Source organism: Brevundimonas sp. (assembly GCF_018608325.1).
GTDB lineage: Bacteria > Pseudomonadota > Alphaproteobacteria > Caulobacterales > Caulobacteraceae > Brevundimonas.
Genome location: NZ_JABAZW010000048.1, coordinates 1 through 5,926 on the forward strand (window position 1 = coordinate 1; position 5,926 = coordinate 5,926).

Annotated in this window: 8 protein-coding genes; 5 read left to right on the forward strand and 3 right to left on the reverse strand. The window is 65.6% G+C overall.

The window, feature by feature from the left end; genetic code table 11:
* The 4 genes from QZ281_RS05015 to QZ281_RS05030 form a co-directional block, all read left to right on the forward strand.
* A partial coding sequence (locus QZ281_RS05015) for a substrate-binding domain-containing protein (protein ID WP_292225437.1) occupies positions 1-822 on the forward strand: 822 nt, incomplete at its 5' end.
* An 84-nt stretch (positions 823-906) separates the two neighbouring features.
* Positions 907-1,785: a UTP--glucose-1-phosphate uridylyltransferase GalU gene (galU, locus tag QZ281_RS05020; protein WP_292225440.1), complete on the forward strand. Its 879-nt coding sequence runs from the start codon at positions 907-909 to the stop codon at positions 1,783-1,785.
* Between the two features lie 100 nt (positions 1,786-1,885).
* Entirely contained in the window at positions 1,886-2,683 is a 798-nt protein-coding gene (locus QZ281_RS05025) for an enoyl-ACP reductase (RefSeq protein WP_292225454.1), read from the forward strand.
* Between the two features lie 92 nt (positions 2,684-2,775).
* Positions 2,776-3,948, forward strand: a complete 1,173-nt coding sequence (locus QZ281_RS05030) for a benzoate/H(+) symporter BenE family transporter (RefSeq protein WP_292225442.1) — start codon at positions 2,776-2,778, stop codon at positions 3,946-3,948.
* A 19-nt stretch (positions 3,949-3,967) separates the two neighbouring features.
* Here QZ281_RS05030 and QZ281_RS05035 read toward each other — a convergent pair whose 3' ends face one another.
* Positions 3,968-4,348: a DUF3597 family protein gene (locus QZ281_RS05035; protein WP_292225445.1), complete on the reverse strand. Its 381-nt coding sequence runs from the start codon at positions 4,346-4,348 to the stop codon at positions 3,968-3,970.
* A 52-nt stretch (positions 4,349-4,400) separates the two neighbouring features.
* Positions 4,401-5,117, reverse strand: coding sequence for a glutathione S-transferase N-terminal domain-containing protein (locus QZ281_RS05040; protein ID WP_292225446.1), 717 nt, complete (start codon positions 5,115-5,117; stop codon positions 4,401-4,403).
* 160 nt (positions 5,118-5,277) lie between these two features.
* On the opposite strand from QZ281_RS05040, the gene QZ281_RS05045 reads away from it, so the two are divergent.
* Entirely contained in the window at positions 5,278-5,451 is a 174-nt protein-coding gene (locus QZ281_RS05045) for a DUF1508 domain-containing protein (protein WP_292225448.1), read from the forward strand.
* Positions 5,452-5,453: 2 nt separating this feature from the next.
* Here the strand turns inward: QZ281_RS05045 and rimM are convergent.
* Positions 5,454-5,926 (reverse strand): ribosome maturation factor RimM (rimM, locus tag QZ281_RS05050; protein WP_292225451.1); only part of this gene is annotated, 473 nt, incomplete at its 5' end.

The window sequence follows — 5,926 nt, forward strand, 5'->3', positions numbered from 1 at the left end:
CCCAACTCCCCCGACATCGCCAACGCCTCGCGCCAGATGAAACAGTCCGAGTTCGACCTGTGCGCCAAGAACGGCGTCACCGACATCGTCGAACTGAAGATCGGCTATGACGGCATCGTCATCGCCACGGCCCGCAACGGCAACGGCTTCAACTTCGAACTGAACGACCTGTACGAAGGCCTGGCCAAGGAAACCCCGGACGCCAGCGGCGCCTTCATCGCCAACCCGACCAAGACCTGGAACGATGTGAACAAGGGCCTGCCGGTCCAGCGCATCCAGGTCTATGGCCCGCCGCCCACCTCGGGCACGCGCGACGCCTTCCTGGAACTGGGCATGGCGCCGGGCGCCAAACTGGTCCCCGCCGCCGCCGCCATCGAGAAGTCGGACAAGACCCGTTTTGAAACCATCGCCCACACCCTGCGTGAAGACGGCGCCTGGATCGACGCGGGCGAGAACGACAACGCCATCGTCCAGACCCTGAGCCGCACCCCCGGTTCGCTGGGCGTGTTCGGCTATTCCTTCCTGGAGCAGAACCTGGACACGGTGAAGGCCGAGACCATCGACGGCGTCGCCCCCACAGCTGACACCATCGCCAACGGCACCTATCCGCTGTCGCGCAGCCTCTACATCTATGTGAAGAAGGCCAATATCGGCGTCATCCCCGGCCTGCAGCAGTTCGTGCAGGAGTTCCTGTCGGACGCCTCTGCCGGTCGTGGCGGCTATCTGCAGGACCGTGGCCTGATTCCGCTGCAGGAAGCCGATCTGCAGGCCCAACGCGCCGCCGCAGCGGCCATGACCCCGATGGCCCGCCCGGCCAAGTAACAGAGTTCTCCCCGAAGGCGTCCCGCCCCTTTTCACCGTCGCCACATCGACTATGATGGGGCGGGACAGCTTTCAGGACATCGAATGACTTCCAAGCCCGCGCGTCTGCGCAAGGCCGTACTTCCCGTCGCCGGTCTCGGCACACGGGTTCTTCCCGGCACCAAGACGACCCCCAAGGAACTGCTGAACGTCGTTGACCGGCCGATCCTTTCCTACATCGTCGAAGAGGCCCGCGAGGCCGGTATCGAGCATATCGTCTTCGTCACCGGTCGCTCGAAAGGCGCCATCGAAGACTATTTCGACCACCAGATCGAACTCGAAGCCCAGCTTCTGGCCAAGGGCAAGACGGCGATTCTCGAGATGATGAACGCCGAACTCGCCAAGGCCGGCGAGATGAGCTTCACCCGCCAGATGCAGCCCAAGGGCCTGGGGCACGCCGTCTGGTGCGCACGCGACATCATCGGCCATGAGCCGTTCGCGGTCATCCTGCCCGACGTCATCGTCGATGGTCAGCCGGGCGCGCTGAAACAACTGGTCGACGTCTATGAAGAGACGGGCGGCAATCTGATCGGCGTTGAATCCGTCGATATCGCCGACGCCCATAAATACGGCATCGTCGACCCGGCCAGCCGCGAGGGCAACCGCATCACCATGAAGGGGATGGTCGAAAAGCCCGCCCCCGGCACGGCGCCGTCCAACCTGTCCATCGCGGGCCGCTACATCCTGCAGCCGGAGATCTTCGACCTGCTGGCCACGCAGGAACGCGGCGCAGGCGGCGAGATCCAGCTGACCGACGCCATGGACCGGTTGATGCACCAGCAGAGCTTCACCGCCGTCGAATATGAGGGCGTCACCCACGACTGCGGCGACAAGATCGGCCTGCTGCGCGCCAACGTCGCCCTGGCCCTGAAGCGCCCGGACCTGGGCGAGGCGGCCCGCAAGGCGATTTCGGCCCTGCTGTAACCTTACGGAAGCTTGCGGGGGTTCCGGTTCGCACCGGCCCCTGCTAACCCTCCGCCAAATCATCAGGAGACGTATCATGGCGACGAGCGAAGGCTGGGACATGCCCACCGGAGACCTCATGAAGGGCAAGAAGGGCCTGATCATGGGGGTCGCGAACTCCAGCTCCATCGCCTGGGGCATCGCATCGCAACTGGCCGCCCAGGGCGCCGAACTGGCCTTCACCTATATGGGCGAAAGTCTGGAGCGCCGCGTGCGCCCGCTGGCCGAAAGCGTCGGCGCCAAGCTGCTGATCCAGGCCGACGTGACCGACGACGCCTCGATGGACCACGCTTTCGCCGAGTTGGAAAAAGAGTTCGGCACGATCGACTTCGTCGTCCACTCGGTCGCCTTCGCCAACAAGGATGAGCTGAAGGGTTCGTTCGTCGACAACACCACGCGCGACAGCTTCCTCTTGGCCATGAACATCTCGGCCTTCAGCTTCGTGGACGTGGCCAAGCGTTCGGCCAGGCTGATGCCGAACGGCGGCTCGATGATCACCCTGACCTATCTGGGGTCCGAGCGGGTCATTCCGAACTACAACACCATGGGTGTGGCCAAGGCCGCGCTGGAAGCTGCGACCCGCTATATCGCGCGCGACCTGGGCCCCAAGAACATCCGCGTCAACGCCATCTCAGCGGGCGCCATGCGTACCCTGTCGCTGGCGGGCATCTCGGGCGGACGCGGCCTGCACTCCAAGTCGGCGCAGTTCTCGCTGATCAAGGAAGAGACCTCGATGGAAGGCGTCGCGGGTGCGGCCCTGTGGCTGTGCTCGGACCTGGGTCGTTCGACCACGGGCGAAGTCGTCCACGTCGATGCGGGCTTCCACGCCGTTGGCCTGCCGGAAGACATCGAAGCCTGATCCCGACGGATCGGTGAACAATCAGGGGCCGCCGGTGATCCGGCGGCCCTTTTTGCTTTCGGGGCGCGACGGCCCCGCTTATCCGTAAGGCCATGAGCGCGTCGCCCGTCCTTCCCCCCGCCAGCTTTTCCGCCGCCGCCGTGGCCACCGTCGTCGGGTTCGGCGGCACGGTCGCGCTGATCGTTCAAGCGGGTCAGGTGCTGGGCGCCAGTCCCGCCCAGATCATTTCAATGGTGACGGCCCTGTGTCTGGGCATCGGCCTGCCGGGGATGCTGCTGAGCTGGCGTTTCAAAATGCCGGTCGTGCTGGCCTGGTCGACGCCGGGGGCGGCCCTGCTGGCGGCCTCAACGCTGGGGCTGGGCTGGGCCAACGCCATCGGGGCCTTTGTGTTTGCAGCGGCCCTGATGGTGCTGACGGGCCTGCTGCCCGCACTGGGACGACTGGCGCAGAAGATCCCGGCATCCGTCGCCTCGGCCATGCTGGCGGGGGTGCTGCTGCCCTTCGTGCTGCGGCTGTTCAAGGTCGTGCCGGACGAGATGGGTTTGGCGGTCGGGTTGCTGGCCGTCTTCATCGTCACAAGGCGGTTGTGGCCTGCCTGGGCCCTGCCTGCGGTTCTGGTCGCCGCCTTTGCCGTGCTGGCCTTCAGGGGGCAGATCGGTCTGCCGCCCGGAACCGGCCTGTTTGGCGGTCTGTCGCCGGTCATGCCCGCCTTTGACTGGAAGATCGCCGTCAGCCTAGGCCTGCCGCTGTTTCTGGTGACCCTGGCCTCGCAGAACCTGCCGGGACTGGTGGTGTTGAGAGCCGCTGGCTATGAGCCGCCCGCCAACCGCCTGATCTTCGCCACCGGCCTGACCAGCTTGATCGCCGCCCCGTTCGGCGCCCACGGGGTCAATCTGGCCGCCATCACCGCCGCCCTCTGCACCGGCCCGGACGCCCATCCTGATCCGGCGAAGCGGTGGACCGTCGGCGTCATCTATGGCGGCTTCTATATGGTGGTGGCCCTGTTCGCGGCGCCTCTGGCGGGCCTGTTCATCGCCATGCCGCCTGCGGTTCTGGCCATCATCACAGGGCTGGCCCTGATCGCGGCCCTGACGGGGGCGCAGGGGGCCATGCTGGCCAAGCCGGAGGAGCGGGAGGCCGCGGTCCTGACCTTCGCCGCCACAGGTTCCGGCGTCGCCCTGTTCGGGATCGGCGCGGCCTTCTGGGGGCTGGTCGTGGGCTTTGCGGCCTTGGCCGCGATGCGCTGGATCAGACCGAAGGCCTGATCCAGCGAGTAGTCGCAGATCAGTCGCGCAGCGAAGCCGGAACCTGGCCGCCGTTTTCGGCTAGCTTCTGCCAGACCGCCTTGGACAGGGCGATGTTCTGTTCGGCCGAGCCGTGTTCACCGGCGTGGACGTTCAGTTCCTGAGCCAGCTCCTTGCGGGCGGCCAGGCTGGAATCGAGGTCGAGCAGCTTGAGCAGGTCGACGATCGAGGTGCGCCAGTTGCCGCCGCCGCCCTTGCTGGCGGCCAGGCCGCTCAGAACGGCTTCGACATCAACCGGCGGCAGGGCCGCAGGCGCAGCAGTCGGTGCAGCGCCCGCTGGAGCGGCAGTCGGAGCGGGGGCCGGAGCCGCCGCAGGCTTGTGGTTCGTGATCTTGTTCCAGATGGAAGAGAAGATGCCCATGAGGTCGCGCTCCTGTTGAGGTTGCGGACTAACGCAACCGGAACAGTATGGTTCATGTTCGTGACGGAATCTCAAGCCCTCGCTGAACCGCCGGTCGAGCAAGGCCGCGCTCCAGCCAGGCCGCGACATGGGGGAAGTCCTTGAAGCCGACGATTTCGCCCGCCTCATAGAAGCCGATCAGATTGCGGACCCAGCCCAGGGTGGCGATGTCAGCGATGGAATAGTCGCCGATGATCCATTCACGCGGCTCGCCGCCCGCATTGGCCAGACGCGTCTCCAGCACGCCCAGCAGGCGGCGGGATTCGGCGACATAGCGGTCGCGCGGACGCTTGTCCTCATACTCTCGCCCTGCGAAGCGGTGGAAGAAGCCAAGCTGGCCGAACATCGGGCCGATGGCCCCCATCTGGAACATGACCCACTGGATCGTCTGATAGCGTTCAGCCGGGTCCGCCGACAGGAACCGGCCGCTCTTCTCCGCCAGATAGATCAGGATGGCGCCGGATTCGAACAGGGCCAGCGGCTGTCCGCCCGGACCGTTCGGGTCGAGAATGGCGGGAATCTTGCCGTTTGGGTTCAGCGACAGATACTCCGGCCCCCAGGTCTCGTTCTTGCTGATGTCGATCAGGTGCGGTTCGTATGGCAGGCCGATCTCTTCCAGCATGATCGACACCTTCACCCCGTTCGGCGTCGGCAGCGAATAGAGTTGCAGCCGGTCAGGATGCTGGGCGGGCCAGCGCTGGGTGATCGGGAAGGCGGACAGATCGGTCATGGCGTAAGGCCCTGCTTGCGGATGGACCTATGTTGCCAGCCTCAGTCGATTCCGCAACCGCCACAGGAGCAGTGTAATCGCGCGCTTGTGAATGGCGACGCTGAGGCGTCAATGCCAGCTTGCTTTCGACCCGATCACAGGTCGTATCTGGAGACGCCCGATGGCGCACAAGTTCGAAGTCTATAAGGACAAGGCTGGCGAGTTCCGTGTCCGCTTCAAGTACAATTCCGAGATCATCTTCTCGACCGAAGGCTATTCGGACAAGTCGGGCGCCAAGCGCGCCATCGAGTCGATCAAGAAATACGTCCCCGACGCCCCGACGGAAGAAATCTAGGGTCAGTCGGGCTCGCGCTCACCCACCTCGTTCGGCGGCACGGCCAACAGCCAGCCGTCGGCGAGGTGCAGTTCGGGCACCGCCTCTTTCGTAAACGGCAGATACCAGGTCGGCCCGCCCGTCGCGGGCGCGATTTCCAGCATGTCGTCGGCGCCGAAATTCTGCACCGACTTGACCTGGCCCATGACGACGCCGTCCGTGGCGCGGGCCTGAACCCCGATCAGATCCGCCAGATAGAACTCGTCCTCGTCCGGCTCAGGGAAGCGGTCGCGGGGGACGTGCAGTTTCAGGCCGCGCAGGGCGTCGGCCTCTTCCTTGGTGGCGATCTCCTTGGCCCTGCCCACGACGCCGTTCTTGTCGGGTCGTGTCGAGCTCAGGGTCAGGGCCACCGTGCCGTCGGCACGCAGCAGCGGACCATAGGCCGTCAGAGCCAGGGGATCGGCGGTGAAGGCGGTCACCCGGACCTCTCCACGCA